We start from the raw sequence: 24161 nt of genomic DNA, 5'->3' as shown, positions 1-24161 counted from the left end.
GCATTCGATCGTCAAGCATTGCCAATCTGCTCACAAAACCGCAGCCGATTACCGAAGGGATCGGCGATGTTCAGCTCTTTTCCCCAGTCGACAGTTTCAACCCCCGGCCTGGCATAGCGATACTGCCTGGCCGACAGCTCGGCGTGCAGTGCGTCGATATCCTGGGTGGGAATGAAAAGGGCGGAACCCGGCGTGCTGTCACCGTGGTGTTCGCTGAGGTGAAGCGTCAGGCCGGAGCGGGTGATCTGCATATACAGCGGCAGGTCTTCACTGAAACGGTGCTCCCAATCCAGCGTGAAACCGAGAAAATCCAGATAAAACTCCCTGGCTTTTTCAACCGAGAAGATGCGAAGAATGGGGATAGCGGCGGATAATTCCATTACGGCCCTCACTTAAACGACTGTCAGAAGAGCCACTATAATGTCAGAGGAATCGCAATACATAATCGTCTTTCGGCTACAGACGGTTCAATGTGTCGCGGTTTATCATTCAACCACATTATTGATAACAGGGATGGGAATGACATGGACTATTGGTTGGCAGTGACAAGGAAAAATGTACGTAATTATCGGGCGGCGTTGTTCGCCGGTTTTGTCGGCGGAAATGTCGCCAGCTTTGTGAAGTGGGGCACCGAAAACCCATTGCCGCCGCGTACGCCGGACAGAGCCATTCCCCCGATGGAGATGCTGAATGATTTGGGCATTAAAACCGGCGATCTGGTTTATCAGTATTCCGGGCATGTGGTCAATTGGGGCGTGGCTGGCGTTCACCATTTGTTCTCCATCTTTTTTGCCATGGCGTATTGTTTCCTGGCGGAGATTTTCCCCAAAATCAAACTGTGGCAAGGCGTGGCGTTTGGCCTGCTGATTACGCTGATGTTCCATGGAGTGGTGCTGCCGTTAGGTGGCTGGGCACCACCTGCCTGGGATCTACCGGTTGACGAGATATTTTCCGAAACGCTGGGTCATATTCTGTGGATGTGGACCATTGAGATCTTCCGTCGTGATATCCGTAACCGCATCACCGGCAAACCCGATCCCGAATTCCAATAATCTTTTACTGGCCCGCACCGTGCGGGCCGTATAAAGACATCGGGTGATTAGCTCCCTAGCCCACCAAGGCACAGGTACTTAATCTCAAGATAATCCTCGATGCCGTATTTTGACCCCTCACGGCCCAGCCCGGAGTTTTTAACCCCGCCGAAGGGGGCGACTTCGGTGGAAATCAGCCCTTCATTAATGCCGACGATGCCGTATTCCAGCGCTTCGGCGACGCGCATGACCCGACCGATATCCCGGCTGTAGAAGTACGAGGCCAGGCCAAACGGCGTGTCATTGGCCAGCTCAATGGCTTCGGCTTCGTTATTGAAACGGATTAACGGCGCTACCGGGCCAAAGGTCTCTTCATGGAAGATTTTGGCCTGCCGTGGCACGTTGGTCAGAATGGTCGGCGTAAAGAAGTTATTGCCCAGCGCATGGGGTTTGCCTCCGAGCAGAACCCTGGCACCCAACTGCACAGCGTCGGCGATATGCTCGTTGACCTTTTCCACGGCGGCCGGGTTAATCAACGGGCCGATAGTCACGCCTTCGTCCAGGCCGTTGCCCACCTTCAGCTTCTCTACCGCCGCTTTGAGCTTTTCGGCGAAGGCGTCGTAGATGCCGTCCTGCACCAGAAAACGGTTGGTACACACGCAGGTCTGCCCGGCATTGCGGTATTTGGAAGCTACGGCGCCTGTCACGGCGGCGTCCAGATCGGCATCGTCAAATACGATAAACGGCGCGTTGCCGCCCAGTTCCATACTGGTCTTTTTGATGGTTGGGGCACACTGCGCCAGCAGTTGCGCACCCACCTCGGTGCTGCCGGTGAAGGAGAGCTTGCGTACGTCCGGGTTGGCGGTCAGTTCCGCCCCTATTGCCTGGCTCGGGCCGGTGATTACGTTGCAAACTCCGGCCGGCAAGCCCGCACGCTCGGCCAGCACGGCGATGGCCAGTGCAGAGAAGGGGGTTTGGCTGGCGGGGCGGATCACCCCGGTACAGCCCGCAGCCCAGCCGGGGCCCGCTTTACGGGTGATCATCGCCGCCGGGAAATTCCACGGCGTAATGGCAGCAAATACCCCAATCGGCTCTTTCTGCACGATGATGCGGCGCCCGGCCTGGGGCTGCGGAATGGTGTCACCGTAGACGCGTTTGCCCTCTTCGGCAAACCACTCGATAAAGGACGCCGCGTAGGCAATCTCACCCCGGCTTTCCGCCAGCGGCTTGCCCTGTTCTGCGGTCATGATCAGCGCCAGATCGTCCTGATTCTCCATCATCAACTCGAACAGGCGGCGCAGTTTGCCGGCACGCTCTTTGGCGGTTAATGCGCGCCAGGCCGGCTGGGCCTTTTTCGCGGCGGCGATCGCCAGCGCGGTCTCTTTGGCACCCAACGCTGGCACCTGACCGACCAGTTCGCCGGTGGCGGGATTGTGGATCTTGATGCTCTGGTCGCCTTTGATCGGCAGCCATTGCCCGTCGATATAGTTGGCCTCGCGGAACAGCGCAGGATCTTTGAGGGTGGCAGAGAAGTGATTGCTCATCGGTTATCTTCCTTTTTCAGAATTCAACACAGGGTGACCTATCCCAAACGGCACCCCTTTACCCTAGCAAACTTTTCCGCCTCTATTTGCCCGATCCATGGCAACTAATCAATTTGCTGCCATGAGCACCTTCTGTACAAAAAACATCCGCCGTCGGGACGATACTGAAACCAGCAGGCATATGACCCTTTTCGATGTGATTAAAAGGAGTGTGCAAATGATGAAATCAGTGGACAGACATCTTTATGGCGGCGGAGAAATGGATTTTTTGGCTTCCAGCATTGCGTTGATGGAGTGGCAGGGGCGAGAGGTAGACGCCGGCAAAGTGGCCGGTAATATGTCGGAGTCGCAAAGCCAATTGTTCTTTGAGCGCCTGAGCTATTTCCGCCAGCTTTATCAGGCGGCCACAACGGTAGAACACAGCGTATAAACTCCGAGTATTCCCTCTCCTTTGGGAGAGGGTTAGGGTGAGGGGATACAGGCAGCAGCAATGTTAAAACCCCTCACCCCGGCCCTCTCCCCTGGGAGAGGGGGAAGTTCATCCGCATATCTGTGCAGATTTATTCCGACCACACCCCGGTATTGAGCGTTGCCGGGGAGAACTCAAGATTGCGGCCGCGCCACGGCAGGGCCTGTGAAAAACGCCATGCGCGCTGTATATCGAAGCGCCAATAGCGCTCTGCACCCGCCACACCCTGGCCCCTCTCTGCTTGCCAGAGGATCTGCGTTTCCCCCAGCAAATGTAAAACATCCCCGCGTTCAAAATCGATAAACAGCAACGCCGCCCGCGGTTGCGCCAACAGGTTGCCCAGGGTATTCATATAGCGATTGCCACGAAAATCCGGTATCCACAGAGTGTTTCCCTCCAGATAAATAAATCCCGGTTTTCCGCCGCGGTGCGAAATATCCACGCCGCCTTGTGCCAGCTGGGTATGGGCAGCACTGGCCACGAAACAGGTATCCGCGCTGCGAATCAACGCCTGTGCGGCTGCATCCAGCGTGGTGAGATATTCAATTGGCGCAGGGTTGGCGGGGGCCGGATACAGCTCGCGCCGCTGGATATATTGCGGACAGTTGCCGAAGCTTTGCCTGACTTCGATCTCAATGCGGTTTTTGTCGGTACGTCCAATCACACCGTTGGCGCGGTTACGGCGTCGATTGCTAAAATCCAGCCCCAGTGCTCCCACCGGCAGGCCGGATTGCAGTGCCGCCTGCGCCGGATCGTCGTTGCGGCGTGGAGTGCTGATACGCAGGTGGGTGCTATCCGGCGTACGCAAAAATCCGGGCGGGCCGCTAAACAACGTAGCCACCGGCCAACCTTGCTCGTCCAGCGTGGCGACAAACAGGTAAGGCAGCGCTTCGAAAAACTTGCGGTGCTGGTCGGGCATGCTGGGGAAAATACCGCCGCCCACCTGGTCAAATCCGGCCAGGGTCTGGGCACGTAGTTCATCGGGGTGGAACATCTGCGGGATCATCGGATTTACCTCTCGACGGGGTACGGCAGCGGTGGCATGGCAAAGAAGCCGGGCAATGCGGCAATGCGTGCGACCCAGCGCTGGATTGCCGGGTAAGGGGCCAGCGAAATGCCACCTTCCGGCGCTACCGCCACATAACTGTAGCAGGCCAGATCGCCAATGGTGGCCTGTGCCGTCGCCAGAAACTGGCGGTCGGTCAGATGCTGCTCCATGTGAGGCAGGAAGCGCGCGCTGACGGCCTGCGCGGTCTGATAATCCTCTGGCACGCCGAATTGGGCGTTCAAACGAGCGGAAGCCGGCCCATAGCGGACTTCTCCCGCAGCTCTGGACAGCCATTCCTGCACCTGGGCCGCGGCCACGGGCTCTTCGGGTAACCAATGGCTATCCGGCGCATAGCGCTTGGCCAGGTACACCAAAATGGCGTTGCTGTCGGCCAGCGCCAGCTCGTCATCCACCAGTAGCGGGATCTGGCCAAAAGGGTTCAGGCGCAGAAAGGCTTCGCTTTGGCGCACCGCTGCGGGGGCTTCGATAAAGTCATACGGCAGCTCGAGCATCCGCAACAGCAACGCCACGCGGTGGACGTGGCCGGAAAGCGGGGTACCGTACAGTTTTAGCTTTTGCATAATCACACTCCTGAAGGATTTTAATCAGCATACTCTTGCAGTCGGTGAGCGAAATCCGGCAATCTGGAAATTGATAATTTCAATTTATGGAACAGTCTATGGATCGGTTGGACGAACTGGCGATTTTTGTAGCGGTGATCCAGCATGGCAGCCTGGCCGCCGCCGGTCGCAAACTGCGACGTTCCGCCCCGGCGGTGACCCGGGCCATCGCCTCGCTGGAGCAGCGTTTTGGCGCGCGGTTGGTTGAACGTACCACCCGGCGGCTGGCCCCGACCGAAGCCGGACTGCGGCTGGCGGAGCGTGCGCATTTACTGCTGCATGAATACCAGGCGGCGGTACTGGATACGGCGGATAGCCAGCTCAGCGGCCTGCTGCGCATTACCTCGCCGGTGCAGTTTGGGCGCAAGCATGTGGCACCGGTGGTGATGGCATTTCTCGATCTCTATCCGCAGATGCAAATTGAAATGGTGCTCAACGATCGCAACCTGGATTTGATCGACGAGGGGCTGGACGTGGCGGTGCGCATCGGCCATTTGCAGGACTCTTCTCGCGTGGCGCGTCGGTTGGGGCAGGTATCCCGGGTGACGGTCGCCAGTCCGGCCTATCTGGCGCTACGCGGCGAGCCATTGGAGCCGGCACAGTTGGTCGATCATGACACCATCGTCGGCACCCAGCGGGCGTCGCTGCGCGAGTGGCGGTTTGGCCCACAGGAAAACGGTGAGCGGGTAAGGCTGACGCCGCGCTTGCTGCTCAATGACGTTGAAACCCAGTTGCTGGCGGCGCGAGCAGGCAAGGGCATCGCCCGGTTGCTGTCGTATCAGGTGGCAGATGACCTGGCGGCGGGGACGCTGGTGCGTCTGCTGCCGACGTTTGAACCCTTGCCGATGCCGGTGCAGCTGGTGGCGCAACATAGCCAACGCATGCCGCTAAAGGTGCGTACCTTCTGGGATTATGCCTGGCAGGAATTAAATCAGTTGGCGCAAATTCAGCCACCGTTAAAATAGCGATTAAGGCTCAATAAGTTTCACTGGTTAAACTTATTGAGCCGCAAAAAAGATTTATATTACCCTGCACGCATTGCTGTTGTTCCCTTCTTGACAATATTATTCCCGGTGCTAATAGTTAACGCATATCTTAAATAATAAACGAAGTTTAATATATGAAACTTTTGGCGGGCAGTTACGATAACGGTTCGACGGTGGACAATGAGGATGAAATTCTGACCTCGTTCCAAACCCGAAGTCAGGCGGTTTATCAGCAAGTCCGCAGCGAACGTAATATTGCCTATGGGGATTCATCCAGGGAAGTTTTCGACTGGTTATATTCTGACAAGCCGCATCAGGGAACATTAATATTTATTCACGGAGGATATTGGCAATTTTGTTCACGGGATGACTTTGCCTTTATTGCCACCGTGCCATTGGCATTGGGTTTTGACGTGGTGCTGCTGGAATATACGCTGGCACCACAGGCCTCGCTTGACGATATTTGTCGGCAAACCGGTGTGGCGCTAGGCGCCATTCAACAACGGCTTGCGCCCAATAAACTGGCACCGGTTTATCTGTGCGGCCATTCCGCCGGGGGGCATCTGGCCAGTTTCTGGCAGCATCATCCTATGGTCGACGTGGTGTTACCGATCAGCGGTATTTTCGAGTTGGAACCCTTGTTAAGCAGCTACGTTAACCGGCAATTACAGCTGACCCAGCAGCAAATTGCGCAGTTAAGCCCGGCGCGCAATATACCTGAACGCATCAAACCGATGACGCTATTTTACGGCGCTGCCGAACTGCCGGAACTGATTGGCCAGTCGCGGCATTATTATGCTGCGCTACAAGAAAAACAGCTGCCCGTCCGCCTGGTTGCGGTCGACGGTGCCAACCATTACAACGTGCTGGACTCACTGTTCGCCAGGGATGGGGCGTTGATCCGCCAGTTAACCACTACGGAGAAATAAACCATGCGTACCATTATCGATACCGGCTTGCCGGAGATTGGCCAACCCTTTTCCTGGGCGACCAAAGGCGGTGGTATGCTGTTCACCGCCCATGGCCCGGTCAGGCCGGATGGCAGCATTGAAACCGGCGAGCCGGAAAAACAGATTACCCTGACCTTTGATAATCTGGCCCGGACGTTAAAGGCGGCAGATAGCCACAGCGATAATGTGCTACAGGTTATTGTTTATCTCACCGATGTGAACGACGTTAAATTACTCGATGAAATTTATAAGCAATATTTTAATTATCCTTACCCCAATCGTTCAACGGTAATTGTTGACAAGCTGGTGGTGCCGGGCATGAAAATAGAAATAACCGTCACTGCTACTGCCTGAAATATATAACTACAATCCTCACCTGCAAATTCATTAAATAATGAATTAAGGAATCGCTATGTTTAATCACATTGGCCGTTCGGTGGCCGATCCTATTATGTCGTTGATGGAAGCTTATTTACGAGATGAAAATACGCAGAAAGTTAATCTGGGTATTGGTCTTTATTACGATCAGCAGGGACGGATCCCGCTGATGCAAGCGGTTGAGACCGCTGAACGGCAATTGCTTGAGCAGCGTCGCCCGCATGGATATCCGCCGATCGAAGGTACGGCGCTGTTTGCCCAGCAGGTGCAGAGCTTGCTGTTCGGCGAAGCGGCGTCAGCGTCGATTAGTACGGTACAAACCGTCGGCGGTTCCGGCGCTTTGAAGCTGGCGGCGGATTTTATCCATCACTACCTGTCCCGCCATGACATCTGGGTGTCAGATCCTACCTGGGCCAACCATTGGGCGATTTTCGAGGGCGCCGGGCTGAAGGTGCATACCTACCCGTATTTTGATGAGGTCAACGGCGGCCTGCGTTTTGACGCCATGCTCGATACGCTGGACAGCCTGCCGGAAGGCAGCGTGGTGCTGCTGCACCCTTGCTGTCATAACCCGACCGGTACCGATCTCAGCCCGGCGCAGTGGCGTGCCACGCTGGAGGTCATACAGCGCCGCCGCCTGCTGCCGCTGTTCGATATTGCCTATCAGGGCTTTGGTGACGGTCTGGACGAGGACTGTTTCGCGCTGCGTGAGGCATTGAAAACCGATCTGGAATTTTTGGTTGCCAATTCATTTTCAAAAAATGTCGCGCTGTATGGCCAGCGGCTGGGGGGGCTTTCGGTCCGCTGCGCCAGCCCGGAGAGTGCGACCAACGTTAAGGGCGCATTGAAAACCTTGATCCGCCGCAGCTATTCCTGCCCGCCGACCCACGGCAGCCAGATTGTGGAAACCCTGTTGGCGGATGCCGGCTTGCGCCAACAGTGGGAAAGCGAACTGGCCGGTATGCGCCAACGTATCAAACAGATGCGTCAAACGCTGGCTAACGGGCTGGAGCAGGGCGGATCGCCGTTGGACTACCGGCGCATTCGCGACCAAAAAGGCATGTTCAGTTACACCGGCTTGAACCCGCAGCAGCTCGAGCGGCTACGACAAGATTACGCCATCTATCTGGTGGCGCCCGGCCGCATGTGTTTGCCCGGCCTGAATCAAAATAATGTCGACTACGTTACTGCCGCCATTCTGGATGTCACCCGTACTGCGTGAACAAGGTAGGACTGCCATGAAACAGATGAAAGGTTTTGAAGAAATTGCGCGGCGGCAGGGCGGTTTGAAGAAACAACTCACCGCCGGGCAGATGACCATGCTGGCGATAGGGGGGGCGATCGGCACCGGGCTGTTTCTCGGCAGTGCCTATGCCATTCAGATGGCCGGCCCCAGCGTCCTGTTGAGCTATTTTATCGGCGGCGTGGTGGCGTTGTTGTTGATGGGGTGCCTGGCGGAAATGACCTCAGAACACCCGACGCCGGGCTCTTTTGGTGACTATGCCGAGTTTTATATCAGTCCGCTGTTCGGTTTTCTGGTGCGTTATTCCTACTGGTCCTGCGTGGTATTGGCGGTGGGTACCGAGGTGACCGCTATCGGTATGTATATGCAGTTCTGGTTCCCGACCACGCCGATCTGGCCCTGGGTGCTGCTGTTTTCTGCGGCGGTAATTGTCATCAATGTGATTGGCGTCAAGTCCTTCGGCCAGGTGGAGTATGCGCTGTCGACCATCAAGGTGGTGGCCATCGCGGCCTTTATCGCCATTGGCGTCGGCATTTTGGTGTTTTCCGCCAACCCGGCCTACGGTATTCACAACTTTACTGCTAATGGCGGCTTCTTCCCGTTTGGCGTCAAGGGCATGTGGTTCGCGGTGATCGTGTCCATTTTCAGCTACCTGAGTATTGAGATGATCGCGGTGGCCGCCGGTGAAGCCAAAAACCCGGTGATTGCGGTAAAGACTGCCTTCAAGGGCACCATCTTGCGGTTGTTTATTTTCTATATGTTGTCGATTGCGCTGATGCTGGCGATCGTTCCCTGGCGGCAGTCGGGTACCGGCGAAAGCCCGTTCCTGATGGCGATGAATGTGATCCACTTGCCCGCCGCCGCCGGTATCTTCAACTTTATTGTGCTGGTGGCCGCACTGTCGGCGATGAACAGCCAGTTGTATATCACCACCCGTATGATGTTCTCGCTGTCGCGTGCCGGGCAATCCCCGGCTGCGCTGGGTCGGGTCAGCAAACGCGGCATTCCGGTGAGCGCGCTGGCGATGTCGTGCATTGGCATTGTGGTGTCGATCGTGCTGAGCCTGGTTTATCCGGAGAAATCCTTTGCCGCCATGATGTCGATCTCGGTGTACGGCGCTTGCTTTACCTGGCTGATGATTTTCGTCACTCACCTGTTTTTCCGCCGCCAGCATCGCCAAACCCACCTGAAATTCCGCATGTGGGGCTTCCCCTACACCACGCTGGCCGGTGCCGGACTGATGACCGCACTGCTGATCTCGACGGCGTTCACCGAGTTTTTCAAGATGACGCTGTGGTTCGGTATCCCGTTCACTCTGCTGCTGGTGGCCATCTACTTCTTCTATAGCCGCCATCAGCCGCTGCCCGCTGCGATGGAAACGCCGGAGTTAGAGTAAAGTGGTTTGCTGATAATGTCGTTATCTGGCTCTGGTAATAAACCACTTTAACCGGAGAATAAGGGGTCTTTCGCCGGTATAGAGTGGTGTTGCCATGAGCAGTGAGACAGAAAAATTTCAGGTTGTCGGCCGAAGCGATAATTCGGCACAGGGGTGGGTTAGCGGCTTTCTGGGGATGTTGATTTTTAGCGGTTCTTTACCCGCCACGCGTCTGGCGGTGCAAGAATTTGATCCGCTTTTCCTGACCGCGATGCGGGCGGTGCTGGCAGCCATACTGGCGCTTGGCGCGTTGGGGCTAATGCGTCAACGTTGGCCGCAGCGGCAGGATTTTGTGCCGCTGGTGATGGTGGCGATCGGGGTCGTGATCGGTTTCCCGTTGCTGACGGCGTTGGCCTTGCAGCACACCACCTCGGCGCATGCGTTGGTGTATATCGGGCTATTGCCACTGGCTACCGCCTGTTTTGGCGTCCTGCGCGGGGGAGAACGTCCGAAAATCGCTTTCTGGTTGTTCTCGGTGTTGGGCAGTCTGCTGGTGGGGGCCTTTGCGCTAAGCCAGGGGGCGGGCGCTTCCTGGGTGGGTGACCTGCTGATGGTGGCGGCGATACTGCTTTGCGGCCTGGGCTACGCGGAAGGCGCGATGCTGACGCGTAAGCTCGGTGGCTGGCAGGTGATCTCCTGGGCGCTGGTGGTAGCCTTGCCACTGACGGCCGGGGTTGCCGTTTGGGCCGCACCATCGGCCTGGCCACAGGTCAGCGTCGGGGCGTGGCTTTCTCTGGGTTATATTTCGCTGTTCAGCATGTGGATTGGCTTTATCTTCTGGTATCGCGGTTTGGCGCTGGGCGGCATTGCCGCCGTGGGCCAGTTACAACTGCTGCAACCCTTCTTTGGTCTGGCGCTGGCCGCGTGGGTGCTGCATGAAACCATCCAGCCTTCGATGATTGCGGTTATGGCCGGAGTGTTGGTTTGCGTGTACGGCGCGAAACGGTTTTCGCGCTGAATCGGGCTTAAGTGAGCGTCTCCCTCCTTTGGGAGAAGGGCTTAAGCCTCTGTGTTGCATGTTTCCCCTCACCCTAACCCTCTCCCAATGGAGAGGGGATTGCTGTATCGGATAACGTCATCAGCACCTGATTCAGCCGTTGGGCGGCTTGATGGATTTGCAGATCATCGTAGCCGCCCAGTCCGAGTATCAATCCGCTTTTCCCGCTGCCGACGCCATACATCGGCGAAAGCGCGCTTACCGCCACTCCAGCCTCGGCAGCACGGCGAACTACCTGTCGGTCGTCCAGCCCTGCCTTCAGCCACAACACCATATGCATGCCCTGATCGCTGGGGTGCAGCGTCGCCAGCTCGGCAGAAACATGGGTATTGATTGCTGCGGTTAATACCCGCCGTTTTTCCGCATACACGCCGCGCATACGGCGGATATGACGATCCAGATGCCCCTGCGCCATAAAGCTGGCCAGCACGTGCTGATCGGCGCTGGGCGGGTGGCGGTCCATCAGCACGCGTGCGCCGCAAAAGGCATCCACCAGCGGCCTGGGGACAATGGCGTAACCCAGCCGCAATGAAGGGAAAAGGATCTTGCTGAAGGTACCAAGGTAGACCACTCTGGCCGGATCCAACCCCTGCAATGACGGAAACGGGTGGCCGGAATAGCGCATTTCACTGTCGTAATCATCCTCGACAATCCAGGCCCGGCTCTCTTTGGCCCAGGCCAGCAGCTCGAGCCGACGCGTCATGCTCATCGGCATACACAGCGGGTACTGGTGAGAAGGGGTGACAAAGGCGGCTTTGGCCTGTGGCGCGATTTTACTGCCTGCCACCACGTCTATTCCTTCGGCATCCACCGGCACTCTGACCATTCGCCGGTCTCTAAAGACGCTGTTAAAGATGGCGGTAATGCCGTGATAGGCCGGATCTTCTACCCAGGCGGTGTCACCGGCGTCCAGCAGAATTTGCGTCGCCAGATACAGCCCTTGTTGAGTGCCGGAGGTGATAATCACCTGTTCCGGCGTACAGAGTACCGAACGGGATTTGCGGACGTATTCACAGACCGCCTTGCGCAACGGCAGTGCCCCCAGCGGTTCGCCATAGCCTGCCGGAGCACCTGGCCCACGGGCGCGAATGCGGTTGCCGAGACGACGCCAGACGTCATCGGGCGCGGTATCATTGATGGGCACCGAGACGGTGAAGGGGATCGGTGGCAGTGGCCGTAACTGACCGGCAAATTGCGCCAATGCCTGCGCCTGGCTGGAAAGGGGAATGTCACAAATATCAGCCGGATTGAGTGGTGCCGGGGGCTGGCGATGAAGTGACAGGGCGACGCGGGTGCCCGAGCCGGGCAGCGCTTCGAGAAAGCCCTCGGCCGTCAGTTGTTCGAAGGCTGCCAGCACCGTGCCTCTGGCCAATTGCAACGCAGCTGCCAGCACGCGGGTGGAGGGCAACAGATCGCCAGGTTTCAGCTCGCCTCTGTTGATGGCTGCCCGCAACGCCTGAGCAAGCTGCAGGCTAAGCTGCCCCGCCTGGCGATCAAGCTCGCCGATGGCGGGGACTTCAACCGTTTTGGCCGTTCTTGGCATCTATTCCGGTCCAGATAAAAAGAGTTAAACAGGGTGTTCACTGTAAACCACTTTTTACCGAAATAGCGTATTTCGTGATGCTTAAAGCTGACTTTTTGGTATCAGGTGGTCGCCAAAACTTAAGCGCTGACGGCCCGGTTCGATTTCGCTCAGTGGGGCGACTTCTTGCAGTGAAGATTTACAGCGCAGTACCAAATCATGATATTCGCGCGTGCCGGCCACTTTCCACGCCAGCTCCTGTTCGGTCAGGTCGCGCAATACCCTTGCCGGGCTACCGACCACCAGCTTGTTGGCTTCAATCACCGCGGCGGCCTTAACGAACGCCATGGCACCGACGATGCTGTTTTCACCGATCTCCGCGCCGTCCATAATCACCGCATTCATGCCGACCATGGCGTTACGGCGGATACGGCAGCCGTGTAATATCGCGCCGTGGCCGATATGACCGTCCTGTTCCACCACGGTGTCCTGCTGCGGAAAGCCGTGCATCACGCAGTTGTCCTGGATATTAGCGCCATCACCAATCACCAGACGGCCAAAGTCGCCGCGCAGGCTGGCATTGGGGCCGATATACACCTGTTTGCCGACGATCACATCGCCAATCAATACCGCGGTCGGGTGCACATAACTGCTGGGGTCTACTACTGGGGTCAGGCCATCAATCTGATACACGGGCATAGCAAAAACTCCTAAGGTTGTTTCCCATAATAGTACGTGAGCGCCGCTGGCGGTCATTTGAGCGCGCAGCAAGGCGCGGGTCGTGAGGTTTGGTGGGCCAAATAAGCGGCTCGTAACACAGGTGCGCGTTCAAATGGCCCCAGCCCTTCGGGTCGCGCCCCAAAAGCCCGTACTCTGCGTTGTCAGGCTTGAACATAGGCCCACTATGCCCTGCACCCTCCGCCTTGATTACGGGCTTTTGGGTCTGCGACGGTGCCACGTCCTATTGTGGGACATAACCTACAGTGAAGGATCGCGCGGCAGGCCGCCAAAGCGCCGGTAATAGCCGGCTGCCGGGGCGGGCAGAGCGCCGATAGTGGTTTCCGCCAGCGTGCTGACATACTCGGTCGCGGCGCGATCTACCCGCTGATAAATATTGATACACAGGTTGCGGGCGATCTGCCCCTCCCACTGGACGGGCAACAGGGCGTCCGGCAGCAGCGGATCTTTGAGCACCACGCGGCGGAAGAAGTGGATCAATAATAGCTTAATCTGGAAACAGCGCTGGGGTGTCAGCAGGGCATCGTCGGTTTCGCGCAGCAGCGCCATTAGCGGGCGGAAAGAGACGATAAACTCATGATAATCGGCGGCGACTTCGCCCAGTGCCCAGCAGTTGGCCACCAGCTGCTGCAGGGTTTGCTCGGAGCGGTTATAGGGGTAGTCGGCACGAAAATAGATCACTTGCTCGCTGGCATTAAGCTCGCCAAGCAGGGCGGTGACGTCGGTTTGTGCATGGGTAGGGGCCGCCATCAGGTTATTGGCTATCTGGCCAAAACCCAGCCAGCCCAGCTCTTTTTTCAGCCGTGCCCGTTCGCTTTTCTCCGCGCTTTCCAGCAACAGCAGATCCCATTTCCCGTCCCAGGCCGGTGGCTCGCTGAGGTAGATTTTCGACTCGGCGTGGCGGAACTGGCGCATGCCCTGTTCGGTCACCCGATAGAAGCTGCGGCGACCGATTTTTTCGACCTCCAGCCAGCCCTCTTTTTGCAGGCGAAATACCGAGGTGCGCACAAAGCGGTCGCCGAAACCCAGCGCCTCCAGCAGTGCGCTCAGGCTGCCGAGCCACACTTCGCCACCGCGATGACTCAGCGCATCGCCGTACAGGGAGATAATCAATGAAGTGCCGCTGATCGGCTGGGCGTCTATAGCATGGCGGATAAACTCATCCAGTTTATGTTCCATATTTTTCCATGGGTTAGCCGACGGTGAGACACAACATTACCACAAATTCTTGAGGCGTCATCCGTGACGCCAAGGGAATCAACGGGGGCGCAGGTCGACCACCCGCTGGGCCTTGCCTTCCGAACGCGGGATATCGCCGCAGTTGGCAATGCTGACGTCGGTGCTGACGCCGATAATCGATTTGATATGGTGACGCAACTGGTGGCAAATCTCACAGCGCTGCTGATGGCTGAGGCTGAGCGCGGCCTCTTTTAATTCAACGCGTACCGCTAACGTATCCAGGTGCCCACTGCGGCTGACCTGCAGCTGATAATGCGGCGACAGCTGTTCGAACTGCATAATTTGTTCTTCCACCTGCGACGGGAACACATTGACGCCACGGATGATCAGCATGTCGTCGGAGCGACCGGTGATTTTTCCCATCCGGCGCATCTGGCGTGCATCGCCCGGCAGCAGGCGGGTGAGATCGCGGGTACGGTAGCGGATCACCGGCAGCGCCTCTTTGGTCAGGGTGGTAAACACCAGTTCGCCGTGCTCCCCATCCGGCAGGGCAATGCCGGTTTCCGGGCAGATGATCTCCGGCAGGAAGTGATCTTCCCAGATAGTCGGGCCACCGCCGCTTTCGGCGCACTCCATCGCCACTCCCGGCCCCATCACTTCGGACAGGCCGTAAATATCCAGCGCCTTGATGCCCATCCGGCTTTCAATTTCATGCCGCAGCGCTTCGGTCCAGGGCTCTGCGCCAAACACCCCGAGACGTAATGAGCAGCCACGGGCATCGCCGCCCATTTTGCGTTCCAGTTCGTCGATCAGCGTTAGACAGTAGGAGGGCGTCACCATGATCACGTCGGGTTTGAAATCCAGGATCAGCTGCGCCTGTCTTTCGGTTTGGCCGCCGGACATCGGGATCACCGTGGCCCCCAGCCGCTCCGCGCCGTAGTGAGCGCCCAGCCCACCGGTGAACAGGCCATAACCGTAGGCCACGTGTACCTTGTCTTTGGCCGTGGCACCGGCGGCGCGCAGGCTGCGGGCGACGATATCGGCCCAGTTATCGATGTCCCGCTGGGTATAGCCGACCACGGTAGGTCGGCCGGTCGTGCCCGACGAGGCGTGAATGCGCACCACCTGTTCCATGGGGACCGCGAAGGTATCGAACGGGTAGTTGTCGCGTAAGTCCTGTTTGGTGGTGTAGGGGAAACGCGCCAGATCGCTCAACTGCTTAAGATCGTCCGGGTGCACGCCCGCCTGCTCGAACTTGCGTTTATACATTGGCACATTGTTATAAGCGTGGTGCAGCGTCCATTTCAGCCGTTCCAGCTGCAGCGCTTCAATTTCATCACGCGAGGCGAACTCAATGGCGTCGAGTGGCGGTGGATTGGTAGTCATCATTATTAGCCTCGGGGTCAAACTCGCTCAATGATCATGGCGATGCCTTGGCCGACGCCGATGCACATGGTGCAAAGCGCGTAGCGGCCGGAACGCCGTTCCAGTTCAAACAAGGCGGCCAGCGCCAGACGTGCACCGCTCATTCCCAGCGGGTGGCCAAGGGCAATAGCGCCGCCGTTGGGATTAACCTGGGGAGCGTCGTCCGGCAGGCCAAGCTGGCGCAGTACCGCCAACGCCTGGGCGGCAAAGGCCTCATTCAGTTCGATCACGTCCATTTGCGCCAGGCTTAGCCCGGCCAATTCCAGTACCTTGCGGGTGGCCGGCAGTGGGCCGATACCCATCAAGCCGGGTTCGACACCGCAGGTGGCGGTGGCGACGATGCGCGCTCGTGGTGTCAACCCCTGGCTGACGGCCATCGCCTCGGAGGCGACAATCAGCGCCGCTGCACCGTCGTTTAGGCCAGAGGCGTTACCGGCGGTCACGGTTCCGGGTTGGCGGAACGGCGTTTTCAGCGCCTGCAATTGTTCCAGCCGGGTGTCTGCGCGCGGGTGTTCGTCCTGGCTGAACAACGTCACCGCGCCTTTTTTACCGCTGAGGCTGACCGGCACTATTTCCTGCGCCAGTAAGCCAAGTTCTTGCGCCTGTGCTGCACGTTGCTGGCTGCGCAGCGCGAAGGCGTCCTGATCGGCGCGGCTGATGTTGAATTTTTCCGCCACGTTTTCGGCAGTTTCCGGCATCGAGTCGGTGCCGTACTGCGCCTCCATCAGCGGATTGATAAAGCGCCAGCCCAGAGTGGTGTCATACAGTTGTGCCTGACGGCTGAAAGCGCTGTCGGCTTTGCCCATCACCAGCGGGGCGCGGGTCATGGATTCTGCGCCGCCGGCCAGCACCAGCCCGGCTTCACCGGCCTTGATGCTGCGTGCCGCCATCGCCAGCGCGTCCAGCCCCGAACCGCACAGGCGGTTGACGGTGGTGCCGGAAACGTTCACCGGCAGGCCTGCCAGCAAGGCCGCCATACGGGCCAGATTGCGGTTGTCTTCCCCGGCCTGATTGGCGCAGCCGAGGATCACGTCATCGACCAATGACCAGTCCACCTGGGGGTGGCGAGCCAACAGGGCACGCAGCGGCAGCGCGGCCAAATCATCGGCACGCACGTTGGCCAAAGCGCCGCCGTAGCGGCCAATCGGCGTGCGAACGCCATCGCAGATAAACGCCTGACTCATGGATGTTCTCCTAAAATGGCATGGCCGAGGCGATGTGCCCGCCCGCGGAACCAGGCGACGGTCTTGCCCAGTTGGTTGACTATCTCGACGTCATACAGCCCGGTGGTTTTGCCCTGATGGCGTACCTCGGCGCTGGCGGTCAGGCGATCGCCGGCCAGCGCCGGGCGAATAAACTCGATATTGCAGCCAGAGGCCACCGCCGCCAGCCCCTGGCTGTTGCAGGCATAGGCGAAGGCGGTGTCCGCCAGGCTGAACAGTTGGCCGCCGTGGCAGGTCTGGTGGCCGTTGAGCATCTGCGGGCCGACGGTCATGCTGACCTGAGCGAATCCGGCATCAACCGCATCTACCCGCATCCCCATCGCCTGAGCACAGGTATCCTGTTGAAACATTTGTTCGGCGCAGCGTTGCGCCAGTGCCTGTGGCGTATTGGCGTTCATGGTCGGGCTCCTGAAGAGAGGGATGCGTAATGACGCAGCAGCGGCATCGGGCGGTAACGTGGCTCACCGTAGTGGCTTTGCAGGTTTTCCAGCGTGGTCAGGATTTGCCGCCAACCCAGGGCCGCCCCCCATTCCAGCGGGCCGCGTGGGTAGTTGACGCCGCAGCGCATGGCGTGGTCGGTATCCCCGGCACTGGCGACGCCCTTGTTGACCACGTCCAGCGCCTCATTGGCCAACATGGCGAGGGTGCGCATCACCAACAGGCCGGGATAGTCCGGCAAAACGATCACCTTCTTGCCGAGAGATTGCAGCAAACGCACGATGGTGGCGTTGTGCCGGGCCTCGTTTTGCGCTGCGCAGCTGATAGCGACGGTGCTGGCCTGCGAGTAGTCGGCAGACAGATCAAACAGCACCACAGGGGTTGCGGTTTCCTCGGCCACCTGGCTGGCTGTTTTACCATTGGTTAACATAAGTGTAACTTCATCGATCCGGGCGTAGGCGCTGGTCTGGCCAGATTGTTTGATCGACTGCGCATTTCCGCTCAGTAATTCGTTCAGTAGCGCGATGCCGACGGCATCGCCATGCAGTGTGATGCTGCGCGGCAATTCCGCCGTGGACTCCGGCTGAACCGCAGCCACCGGCAGTTGATGATCGCCATAGCGATAAAAACCACGCCCACTTTTACGGCCCAAGCGCCCGGCCGCCACCAGTTCCTGCTGTACCAGCGACGGGGTAAAACGGGGATCCTGGAAGAATGCCTGAAACACCGATTCGGTCACGGCGTAATTGATATCCTGACCAATCATGTCGGTCAGTTGCAGCGGCCCCATGGCGAAGCCACCCGCGTCGCGCATCACCGCATCCAGCGTGGCGGCGTCGGCGACCTGTTCCTCCAGTGCGCGCAGGGTTTCGGCGTAAAACGGCCGCGCTACCCGATTGACGATAAACCCCGGAGTGGAGCGGCACAGCACGCTTTGTTTGCCCCATTGCCGGGTTAGCCTTTGCAGTGTGGCGACGGTTTCGGCACTGGTGTCCAGCCCGCTGACGATCTCCACCAGTTTCATCAGCGGTGCCGGGTTGAAGAAGTGCAGCCCGGCCAGCCGCTGTGGATGGTGTAGCGCACCGGCGATGGCGGTAATCGACAGTGAGGAGGTGTTGCTGGCAAACAGCGTGGCGGGGGAGCACAGGGCTTCCAGCTCACGGAACAGGCTTTGTTTGATTGCCAGCTTTTCCGCCACCGCTTCTATCACCAGACCGCTGTCGGCCAGCGAATTAAGCGACTCTGCCGGTTGAATGCGCGCCAGCAGGGTTTCGGTGGTGGTGGTATCGGCCTTGCCGGCCGCAACACGCTGATGCAGCCGCTGGGCGAGTGCGTCGAGTGCCTGCCGGGCAGCATCGGCGGCAATATCAAACAGCTGTACCTGATGCCCGGCGGCGGCGGCCACCTGAGCGATACCGATGCCCATGGTCCCGGCACCAATCACCGCCACCCTGAGGGTTAAGTTCGGCTGGTTCATGGTTATTTCCCGCTGAAATTTGGTGCGCGTTTGGCGAAGAAGGCGCTGACGCCCTCGCGGTAGTCGTCGCTGCGACCGCCCAGACGCTGCAGATCGCGTTCCAAATCCAGCTGTTGGTCGAGGGTGTTATTGGCCGAACTGTAGAGGGCTTTTTTAATCAGTCCCAGCCCATAGGTCGGCTGGGTGGCCAGATGTTGTGCCAGCGTTTGGCTGGTGGTGGCCAGTTCATCCGCAGCCACCACCTGCCAGATCATGCCCCAGGCCAGCGCCTGCTGGGCGCTGACTTTGTCACCCAGCATCGCCATCCCCATGGCGCGGGCGTGGCCTGCCAGGCGCGGCAGGAACCAACTGCCGCCAGAGTCCGGCACCAGTCCCAGACGGCAGAACGACTGGATAAAGTTGGCGTTATCGGCGGCAATGACGATGTCGCAAGCCAGCGCCAATGCGGCCCCGGCACCCGCGGCCACGCCGTTGACGGCGCACACCACCGGTTTTGGCAAGGCGGTCAGGCGGCGGATCAGCGGGTTGTAGAAACGTTCTACCGACAGGCCGAGATCCGGCGCCTGCTGCTCAACGCTGACGTTGCGATCGTTGAGATCCTGCCCGGCGCAAAAACCACGCCCGGCACCGGTGATCAGCAGGCAGCGTACGGTTTCGTCACGCTCGGCGAGGGTCAGCGCTTCGGCAAGCTGGCGGTGCATCTCGTCGTTAAAACTGTTGAGCCGATCGGGCCGGTTAAGGGTCAGGGTCAACACCCCGGCTTCCAGATGGGTGAGAATCAATGCGTTATCCATAAATCAGCGCCCCTGATAGTTTGGCGTACGTTTTTCGAAGAAGGCGGCGATGCCTTCACGGCGATCGTCGGTGGCGGCCAGGGTGACAAACTGCTGGCGCTCGATGGCCAGCCCCTGGCTCAGGCCGGTTTCTTCAGCCTGTTTCAATGCCTGTTTGGCGGCGCGTAATGCCAGCGGCGCCTGCAGGCTGATGCGTTCGGCAACCTGTTGCGTGCGTTCCAGCGTCAGCGCATCGACACAAACTTCGCTGACCAGGCCACTTTGCAGTGCGCAATTGGCGTTGATGGCCTCACCGGTCAGTACCATCTGGTTGGCGCGAGACTTGCCGACGCAGCGGATCAAACGCTGGGTGCCACCGGCCCCCGGCATCAGGCCGAGGGTGATTTCCGGCAGGCCAAAACGGGCGCTTTCGCCGCAGATAACCATGTCGCAGGCCAATGCCAGTTCACAACCGGCGCCCAGCGCATAGCCGTTGACCGCGGCCAGCAGCGGTTTGCTGAACTGGGCCAGCCGCTGCCACAACAGTGGACGGCGATCCGTCAACGCGGCGGGCAAGTCTTGTTTTTGCAGCTCGTGCAGGTCGGCACCGGCGGCAAAGAAGCGGGGCGCGCCGGTAATCACCACGGCGCCAACGCCGGCATCGGTATCGGCCTGTTCCAGTAAATAAACCAACTGCTCCAGGCACTGAGTGTTCAGGGCGTTGCGTGCCTCAGGGCGATGCAGTGTCAGTGTCACCACTCGCTGGTGTTGCTGTCGCAGGACAAAAGGGGTTTCCATCGGCGGCTCCTATACGTCAAAGTCCAGTACCACACCGTCGCCGCGTGGCCACGACTGGCAACTCAATACGTAACCCGCCGCCAGTTGATCCGGCTCCAGGCTGTAGTTGACCGCCATATCCACCTGACCGGCCTTTAGCTGGCACTTACAGGTAGCGCACACACCGCCTTTGCAGGCGTAGGGCAGGTCGGCACCCTGGCGCAGTGCCGCATCCAGAATGCTGTCATCCTGAGCGCCCACCTCGATATTCAACCGACGGCCATCGAGCAAAATCTCGACCCGGGTGGCGTTGCGGTTGGCGTCATTGACCGGCCGGGCAACCATACCGCTGGTGTTAAAACGTTCGCTGTGAATGTGCCCGGCAGGCACGCCCGCCTGTTCAAGTACGCTCTGGGCATCGTCCATCATGCTTTCAGGCCCGCAGATAAAGGCGTGGTCATAGTCGCGGTAATTGAGTAATGCGCCGCCGATTGCCAGCAGATGTTCACGGTCGATGCGGCCGCTGAGCAGTGGGCTATCAAGATTTTCCTGGCTGAACAGGTACAGTGGCTGAAAGCGTTGGGGATAGCGGTTCTTCAGATCGGACAGCGCTTCTTTGAACATCACCGAGCGGCTGCTGCGGTTGCCGTAAATCAGCGTGAAACTGCTGTTTGGCTCGAGTTGCAGCGTGGCCTTGATGATCGACAGCATCGGCGTAATGCCGGAACCGGCCGCAATCGCCAGATAGTTACCGCTGTTCTCCGCCTGTGGCTGGTAGCCGAATCGTCCTTGCGGCACCATCACCTCCAGCGCATCGCCGACCTTCAACATGCGGTTAACGAACGAGGAGAAGCGGCCCTGATGAATGGCTTTAACGCCGATCTGCAGTAAACCTTCCTGCGGCGAGCTGCAAATGGAGTAGCAGCGGCGCAGTTCTTCGCCGTCGACCAGTGCCTTCAACGTCAGGTGCTGGCCGGGCGTGTAGCAATAGTGACTTTTCAGTTCTTCGGGCACCCGCAGAGTGATGGCTACGGCGTCCGGCGTTTCGCGCTCGATGGCGGCGACGTTCAGGCGATGGAAGACCGTCATGGCTTTTCCTAAATGCATTTGAAGTAGTCGAAGGGTTCACGGCAATCGCAACAGCGGTACAGCGCCTTACAGGCGGTGGAGCCGAATTCGCTGATTTTCTCGCTGTGGGTGCTGCCGCATCGCGGGCAGGGCACCGGGCCGTGCGCCTGGGGTTTGTCGCAGGTGTGGCCCTGTGGCGGTGCGACGCCATATTCCCGCAGCCGCTCACGCGCAGCCGCATTCATCCAGTCGGTAGTCCAGGCCGGACTGAGGCGGATATCCACTTTTACCGGGCTGAAACCGGCCGCGGCTAACTGCTGTTCGATCGCTTCGAGCAGGAACTCGGTAGCGGGGCAGCCGGAATAGGTCGGCGTAAAGGTAATACGCCAGCCGTTGCCGTCGGCGGCTACGTCGCGCACCATGCCCAGATCGGTAATCGACAGCACCGGCAGTTCCGGATCGCTGATCTGTTGCAGGCAGTGCCAGATTTGCGGGATTTCGGCGGCTTGCAGCCGGGTAATGTTCATGACGGCCTCCTACCAGTTCGCGTTGGGATAGGCGCGTTGCAGAAACTGCATCTCCGCCAATAACGGGCCGAGGTGCTCGCTGTGCCGCCCTTGTTTGCCACCGTGACGGAAGGCCTGTTCGCTCGGTAACTGCAGGCCGGCCTGTTGCAGCGTGTCACTCACCAGCGCCAGCCAGGGGGCTTCAAATTGGCGTGGATCGGCTGCGATGCCCTGCTCTGCCAGTTGCAGTTCCAGTTCATCGGCGTGGAACAGCTCGGCGGTAAAGCGCCACAGACTATCCAGTGACTGCTGAATTTTTTGCCGGCTGAGCGGGCTGCCGTCACCCAGGCGAATCATCCAGCCACGGCTGAAACGCAGGTGGTAATGGGCTTCTTTCAGTGACTTGGCGGCGATGGCGGCCAACTGTGCATCGCGGCTGTTGCTCAATGCCTGATGCAGTTGCACGTGGTAGGCGTCAATCAGGAACTGGCGCACCAGGGTATCGTTGAAACCGCCGTTGGGTTGTTCCGCCAGCAGCAGGTTGTGAAACTCGCGTTCGTCACGGCCAAAGGCCAGGCGGTCTTCGCTGCAATGCGGCCCGGTCAGTTCGGCGGCGTAGCCGAGGAAGTTGCGCGCCTGACCGAGCAGGTCCAGGCCGATGTTCGCCAGCGCCAGGTCAATTTCCAGCTCCGGCGCGTGGCCGCACCAGGCACACAGCCGCTGGGCGAGGATCAGTGGCGTATCGCCCTGACGCAGGACATAGGTGATTAGAGGATCGTTAAGGGTCATGGCCGCCTCTACATGTTCTTGATGCCGTCGGGAATGGTGTAAAACGTCGGATGACGGTAGATCTTGTCATCGGACGGATCGAAGAAGGCTTCACGATCTTCCGGCTGTGAGGCGATCAGATGGCTGGACTGCACCACCCAGATTGAGCAGCCTTCGTTGCGGCGGGTATAGGCGTCGCGAGCATTTTCCAGTGCCATCTGGTCATCGGCAGCGTGCAGACTGCCGACGTGGCGGTGCGCCAGCCCTTGTTTGCTGCGGATAAACACTTCATACAGCGGCCATTCAACGTGTGTCATCATCGGTTCCTTTTATGCGGCGGTTGAGGTGTTTTTGGCCGCGTGGGCCAGGGCGCCTTCACGCACCCAGGCACCTTCGTCCCAGGCGCGGCGTTTGGCCTGCAGCCGTTCGTGGTTGCATTGCCCGCGGCCTTTAATCACCTCGTGCAGTTCACTCCAGTCGATTTCGCCGAAGCGATAGTGGCCGCTGGCTTCATCCCAGGCCAAATCGGCATCCGGGGCGCTCATCCCCAGGGCTTCCAGTTGCGGCACGGTATTGTCGACAAACTTCTGCCGCAGCTCGTCGTTGCTGTGGCGTTTGATCTTCCAGGCCATGCTTTGCGCGCTGTGGGGGGAATCGGTGTCGCTTGGGCCGAACATCATCAGCACCGGCCACCAGAAGCGATTAATCGCGTCCTGCAGCATGGCTTTTTGCTGTTCGCTGCCGTTGGCCATCGCCATCACCGCCTCATATCCCTGGCGCTGGTGGAAGCTCTCTTCCTTGCAAATTTTCACCATCGCCCGTGCGTAGGGGCCATAAGAAGCGCGGCACAGGGCTACCTGATTGACGATAGCCGCGCCGTCGACCAGCCAGCCGATCACCCCGATATCCGCCCAGTTGAGCGTCGGGTAGTTGAAGATCGAAGAGTATTTCATCTTGCCGTCGAGCATTTTCTGGTAGATGTCCTGGCGAGAGCAGCCCAGGGTTTCGGCGGCGCTGTACAGATACAGGCCGTGTCCGGCTTCGTCTTGCACCTTGGCCAGTAACACCGCCTTGCGGCGCAGCGTCGGCGCTCGCGTCAGCCAGTTGGCCTCCGGCAACATGCCCACCACTTCGGAATGAGCGTGTTGGCCAATCTGACGGATCAGGTTTTGACGGTAGGCATCCGGCATCCAGTCTTTGGCCTCAATGGAGGTATCCGCCGCAATCTTGTCGTCGAAGTGTTGTTGATATTGCGCGTCAGTTGTCATGCTTGCCTCTTGGTGATTCGTATTTTTCACATTAAATATAAAAATGTGAATCACGTTAACTAACCATAAGGCTACAAACTGATAACAAAAAGATCAAACGACATTTATGTGGTTTTGCGATGGCAATCACAGGTGTTTTTTATATTTTGTTGTTATTTATGTATATTTTAAAATTGCTGGCAACGAAAAATAGCCTGTTTTTCGAGCTTAAAAGCCGTGATGTTTTGTTTTTGTTAAATTGCGTTCAAGAGAAAACTGGACAATACCTGATACGTAATTAATCATTGTGGTGTAAATT

General features: G+C 58.7%; 26 protein-coding genes. 8 read left to right on the top strand and 18 right to left on the bottom strand.

The window, feature by feature from the left end; all coding sequences use genetic code 11:
- Positions 1-11: 11 nt before the first annotated feature.
- Positions 12-380 carry a glyoxalase superfamily protein gene (locus FCL49_RS11415; protein WP_174353686.1) on the bottom strand — a complete coding sequence of 123 codons (369 nt, stop codon included), beginning with the start codon at positions 378-380 and terminating at the stop codon, positions 12-14.
- 144 nt (positions 381-524) lie between these two features.
- Here FCL49_RS11415 and FCL49_RS11410 point away from each other — a divergent pair, with 144 nt between their 5' ends.
- On the top strand, positions 525-1052 hold the full coding sequence (locus FCL49_RS11410) for a YagU family protein (RefSeq protein WP_174353685.1): 528 nt from the start codon (positions 525-527) through the stop codon (positions 1050-1052).
- Positions 1053-1099: 47 nt separating this feature from the next.
- On the opposite strand, the gene gabD is transcribed toward FCL49_RS11410, so the two are convergent.
- On the bottom strand, positions 1100-2575 hold the full coding sequence (gene gabD, locus FCL49_RS11405; protein WP_174353684.1) for an NADP-dependent succinate-semialdehyde dehydrogenase: 1476 nt from the start codon (positions 2573-2575) through the stop codon (positions 1100-1102).
- A 217-nt stretch (positions 2576-2792) separates the two neighbouring features.
- On the opposite strand from gabD, the gene FCL49_RS11400 reads away from it, so the two are divergent.
- Positions 2793-3005, top strand: coding sequence for a glycogen synthesis protein (locus FCL49_RS11400; protein WP_174353683.1), 213 nt, complete (start codon positions 2793-2795; stop codon positions 3003-3005).
- 130 nt (positions 3006-3135) lie between these two features.
- Here FCL49_RS11400 and FCL49_RS11395 read toward each other — a convergent pair whose 3' ends face one another.
- Complete coding sequence (locus FCL49_RS11395) at positions 3136-4050, bottom strand: pyridoxamine 5'-phosphate oxidase family protein (protein ID WP_174353682.1); 915 nt, start codon at positions 4048-4050, stop codon at positions 3136-3138.
- 5 nt (positions 4051-4055) lie between these two features.
- A complete protein-coding gene (locus FCL49_RS11390; protein WP_174353681.1) occupies positions 4056-4673 on the bottom strand; it encodes a glutathione S-transferase family protein in 618 nt (205 codons plus the stop codon).
- Between the two features lie 98 nt (positions 4674-4771).
- On the opposite strand from FCL49_RS11390, the gene FCL49_RS11385 reads away from it, so the two are divergent.
- The 6 genes from FCL49_RS11385 to FCL49_RS11360 all read left to right on the top strand — a co-directional run bounded on the left by FCL49_RS11385 (position 4772) and on the right by FCL49_RS11360 (position 10662).
- Positions 4772-5677, top strand: coding sequence for a LysR family transcriptional regulator (locus FCL49_RS11385; protein ID WP_174353680.1), 906 nt, complete (start codon positions 4772-4774; stop codon positions 5675-5677).
- A 155-nt stretch (positions 5678-5832) separates the two neighbouring features.
- Positions 5833-6627, top strand: a complete 795-nt coding sequence (locus FCL49_RS11380; RefSeq protein ID WP_174353679.1) for an alpha/beta hydrolase — start codon at positions 5833-5835, stop codon at positions 6625-6627.
- 3 nt (positions 6628-6630) lie between these two features.
- Positions 6631-7002: a RidA family protein gene (locus FCL49_RS11375; protein ID WP_115184349.1), complete on the top strand. Its 372-nt coding sequence runs from the start codon at positions 6631-6633 to the stop codon at positions 7000-7002.
- Between the two features lie 58 nt (positions 7003-7060).
- The gene (locus tag FCL49_RS11370; RefSeq protein ID WP_174353678.1) at positions 7061-8248 is read left to right on the top strand and encodes an amino acid aminotransferase; all 1188 of its coding nucleotides are present in this window, start codon (positions 7061-7063) and stop codon (positions 8246-8248) included.
- A 16-nt stretch (positions 8249-8264) separates the two neighbouring features.
- Positions 8265-9665 carry an amino acid permease gene (locus FCL49_RS11365; protein ID WP_174353677.1) on the top strand — a complete coding sequence of 467 codons (1401 nt, stop codon included), beginning with the start codon at positions 8265-8267 and terminating at the stop codon, positions 9663-9665.
- 94 nt (positions 9666-9759) lie between these two features.
- The gene (locus FCL49_RS11360) at positions 9760-10662 is read left to right on the top strand and encodes a DMT family transporter (protein WP_174353676.1); all 903 of its coding nucleotides are present in this window, start codon (positions 9760-9762) and stop codon (positions 10660-10662) included.
- Between the two features lie 73 nt (positions 10663-10735).
- Here the strand turns inward: FCL49_RS11360 and FCL49_RS11355 are convergent, their stop codons facing one another.
- The 14 genes from FCL49_RS11355 to paaA form a co-directional block, all read right to left on the bottom strand.
- Complete coding sequence (locus FCL49_RS11355; protein WP_174353675.1) at positions 10736-12244, bottom strand: PLP-dependent aminotransferase family protein; 1509 nt, start codon at positions 12242-12244, stop codon at positions 10736-10738.
- Between the two features lie 81 nt (positions 12245-12325).
- Positions 12326-12922 carry a phenylacetic acid degradation protein PaaY gene (gene paaY, locus FCL49_RS11350; RefSeq protein ID WP_174353674.1) on the bottom strand — a complete coding sequence of 199 codons (597 nt, stop codon included), beginning with the start codon at positions 12920-12922 and terminating at the stop codon, positions 12326-12328.
- A 279-nt stretch (positions 12923-13201) separates the two neighbouring features.
- A complete protein-coding gene (paaX, locus tag FCL49_RS11345; RefSeq protein ID WP_174353673.1) occupies positions 13202-14140 on the bottom strand; it encodes a phenylacetic acid degradation operon negative regulatory protein PaaX in 939 nt (312 codons plus the stop codon).
- 78 nt (positions 14141-14218) lie between these two features.
- Positions 14219-15526 carry a phenylacetate--CoA ligase PaaK gene (gene paaK, locus FCL49_RS11340; protein ID WP_174353989.1) on the bottom strand — a complete coding sequence of 436 codons (1308 nt, stop codon included), beginning with the start codon at positions 15524-15526 and terminating at the stop codon, positions 14219-14221.
- Between the two features lie 17 nt (positions 15527-15543).
- Positions 15544-16749 (bottom strand): 3-oxoadipyl-CoA thiolase, encoded by a 1206-nt coding sequence (gene pcaF, locus FCL49_RS11335; RefSeq protein ID WP_174353672.1) that lies wholly within the window; start codon positions 16747-16749, stop codon positions 15544-15546.
- A complete protein-coding gene (gene paaI / locus FCL49_RS11330; RefSeq protein ID WP_135317122.1) occupies positions 16746-17186 on the bottom strand; it encodes a hydroxyphenylacetyl-CoA thioesterase PaaI in 441 nt (146 codons plus the stop codon). Before paaI ends, pcaF begins: the two co-directional genes overlap by 4 nt.
- Positions 17183-18703, bottom strand: coding sequence for a 3-hydroxyacyl-CoA dehydrogenase (locus FCL49_RS11325; RefSeq protein WP_174353671.1), 1521 nt, complete (start codon positions 18701-18703; stop codon positions 17183-17185). Before FCL49_RS11325 ends, paaI begins: the two co-directional genes overlap by 4 nt.
- Positions 18704-18705: 2 nt before the next feature.
- Positions 18706-19497, bottom strand: coding sequence for a 2-(1,2-epoxy-1,2-dihydrophenyl)acetyl-CoA isomerase PaaG (gene paaG, locus FCL49_RS11320; RefSeq protein ID WP_174353670.1), 792 nt, complete (start codon positions 19495-19497; stop codon positions 18706-18708).
- 3 nt (positions 19498-19500) lie between these two features.
- A complete protein-coding gene (gene paaF / locus FCL49_RS11315) occupies positions 19501-20274 on the bottom strand; it encodes a 2,3-dehydroadipyl-CoA hydratase PaaF (protein ID WP_174353669.1) in 774 nt (257 codons plus the stop codon).
- Between the two features lie 9 nt (positions 20275-20283).
- Positions 20284-21342: a 1,2-phenylacetyl-CoA epoxidase subunit PaaE gene (gene paaE / locus FCL49_RS11310; protein ID WP_174353668.1), complete on the bottom strand. Its 1059-nt coding sequence runs from the start codon at positions 21340-21342 to the stop codon at positions 20284-20286.
- Positions 21343-21350: 8 nt separating this feature from the next.
- Positions 21351-21848, bottom strand: coding sequence for a 1,2-phenylacetyl-CoA epoxidase subunit PaaD (gene paaD / locus FCL49_RS11305; RefSeq protein ID WP_135317117.1), 498 nt, complete (start codon positions 21846-21848; stop codon positions 21351-21353).
- Positions 21849-21857: 9 nt separating this feature from the next.
- Positions 21858-22616 (bottom strand): 1,2-phenylacetyl-CoA epoxidase subunit PaaC, encoded by a 759-nt coding sequence (gene paaC / locus FCL49_RS11300; RefSeq protein ID WP_174353667.1) that lies wholly within the window; start codon positions 22614-22616, stop codon positions 21858-21860.
- Positions 22617-22624: 8 nt separating this feature from the next.
- Positions 22625-22912, bottom strand: a complete 288-nt coding sequence (gene paaB / locus FCL49_RS11295) for a 1,2-phenylacetyl-CoA epoxidase subunit PaaB (RefSeq protein ID WP_017893307.1) — start codon at positions 22910-22912, stop codon at positions 22625-22627.
- A 12-nt stretch (positions 22913-22924) separates the two neighbouring features.
- Positions 22925-23863, bottom strand: coding sequence for a 1,2-phenylacetyl-CoA epoxidase subunit PaaA (paaA, locus tag FCL49_RS11290; RefSeq protein ID WP_206194281.1), 939 nt, complete (start codon positions 23861-23863; stop codon positions 22925-22927).
- Positions 23864-24161 lie beyond the last annotated feature (298 nt).

Origin of the sequence: Serratia proteamaculans (assembly GCF_013337185.1) — a bacterium.
Taxonomy (GTDB): Bacteria; Pseudomonadota; Gammaproteobacteria; order Enterobacterales; family Enterobacteriaceae; genus Serratia; species Serratia proteamaculans_D.
The sequence above is the reverse complement of the archived record's forward strand: the minus strand, read 5'-3'. Positions and strand labels throughout refer to the sequence as shown.